At 64.1% G+C, this 1,634-nt stretch carries 1 protein-coding gene; it reads left to right on the top strand.

Translation table 11 applies throughout. The features are described 5' to 3' along the window. On the top strand, nt 1-1,623 hold a 1,623-nt coding region (locus LRX76_RS18690; protein WP_231807136.1), incomplete at its 5' end, for a DUF2235 domain-containing protein. Nucleotides 1,624-1,634: the final 11 nt, after the last annotated feature.

Genomic DNA, 1,634 nt, shown 5'->3' with positions numbered 1-1,634 from the left:
TTCTATCTTCCCGGCTTGGGAACCTACTTTCGCGAGATCGGTGATCCCGGAAACACCACGACCGGCAAGGCCTTCGGTGCCTGGGGCGAGGAGCGGCTGAAGTGGGCGATGCAGCAACTGGACCTGACGCTATCCCAGTATCCGGTGCGCAATATTCAGGAAGTGCGGGTGGCCCTGTTCGGATTCTCGCGCGGTGCCGCGCTGGCGCGGGCCTTCGCCCGCATGCTGGCCGAGCGTGCGCAGCGCGCGGGCGCGGGCTGGGAGTGGGACAGTCCGAAGGTACCGTTCCGGCTGTACTTTATGGGCCTGTTCGATACGGTCGCCTCGGTGGGCCTGCCGGCCACCGCTTCGACCTCGCTGTCGCTGCAGATCGCTCAGGGCTGGCGTTCGCTGGAAGGCGGATTGCGCCTGCGTGGCGACCACTTGGCCATGGGGCCGCTTGCGCTGGCATTCGGCGAGCCTGGTGCCGATCCCACGCCGGGCAATCCGGACGGACACATGGACTGGGCCAGCAACCTGCGCATTCCTGAGTTGGCCGAGCAATGCGTGCACATGGTGGCCGCGCACGAACAGCGCAATTCCTTCCCGGTGGACTCGGTGCGCGAGCGTCAGAGTTATCCGAGCGGTTGCGTGGAGATTCTTTATCCGGGCATGCATTCGGATGTGGGGGGAGGCTACTTGCCGGGATTTCAGTCGCGCAGTATTGGTCGCGCTGAGGCGCTGAGCAATATTCCATTGCTGGAAATGCACAAGCGAGCCATACAGGCACAAGTTCCATTAGAGCCGGTGGGGCAGTTTCATGACCCAGGTCTGGGGGCTTCTTTCCAGATCGCGCCGGACTTGGTACGCCGCTGGAAGCACTACATGGCACTGGCCGGCAACGGCGGCAAGGCGCTGGGCAAAGGTGTGCTGGGGCACATGCGGCTGTATTTCGCCTGGCGCTTCCAGCGCATCGCACGCTTGCAGCAATCGGAAATCCCTAATGCCGAACGTGTGCGCAACGAGGCCGACATGCGCGCGCGCGAACGCCAGTACGCCGCACGCAAGGCCGAGGCCGAGCGCGAGATGAATCGGCTGCGCGATAGCCCGGAGCGCCAGGCCGCGCAGGACGAACTGCGCCGGGCGGAGACCCGCTACCAGTCGGTCCTGCGCCAAACGTCGCGTTTTGGAGGCATGCAGGGAGAGTTGACGCAGGCCCGTGAGGAAGTGGACAGGGCCAAGGACCTGGCGGCCGAGGCGGACGATCCCTACCTGCGTGCGCAGGCGGAGTGGGTGGGTATCCCGGGCAACAGTGTCGACAACATGCTGGTCTACGACCGGCAGCTGATGCGCGATGCGCAATCGCTCCGGCGAGAATGGTCCAGGAGAAGCGGCAGCGCCAAGCTGCGCCCCCACTATGCGGTGCTGCTGCAGGCCTACGAGGATGAATTCGTGCACCAGCGTGGGTTGCGGGACGAGGAGATCATTGCCTTCTTCGACAGCTACGTCCACGACTCGATGGCGGGATTCGGAATGGATGCGACACTTCCCTCCGATCCGCGTTGCATCTATGTGGGGGGCGACTTCGAGGCTCGGTATGCACGGGTAGATACGAGCATGCAGGTCGAGACGCAAGTGGCATAGAGATAGTGCAA

The sequence above is a fragment of the Stenotrophomonas sp. MMGLT7 genome (assembly GCF_021168555.1).
Classification (GTDB): domain Bacteria; phylum Pseudomonadota; class Gammaproteobacteria; order Xanthomonadales; family Xanthomonadaceae; genus MMGLT7.
Note: the sequence above shows the minus strand (reverse complement) of the source record. Positions and strands in the feature narration are given on the sequence as shown.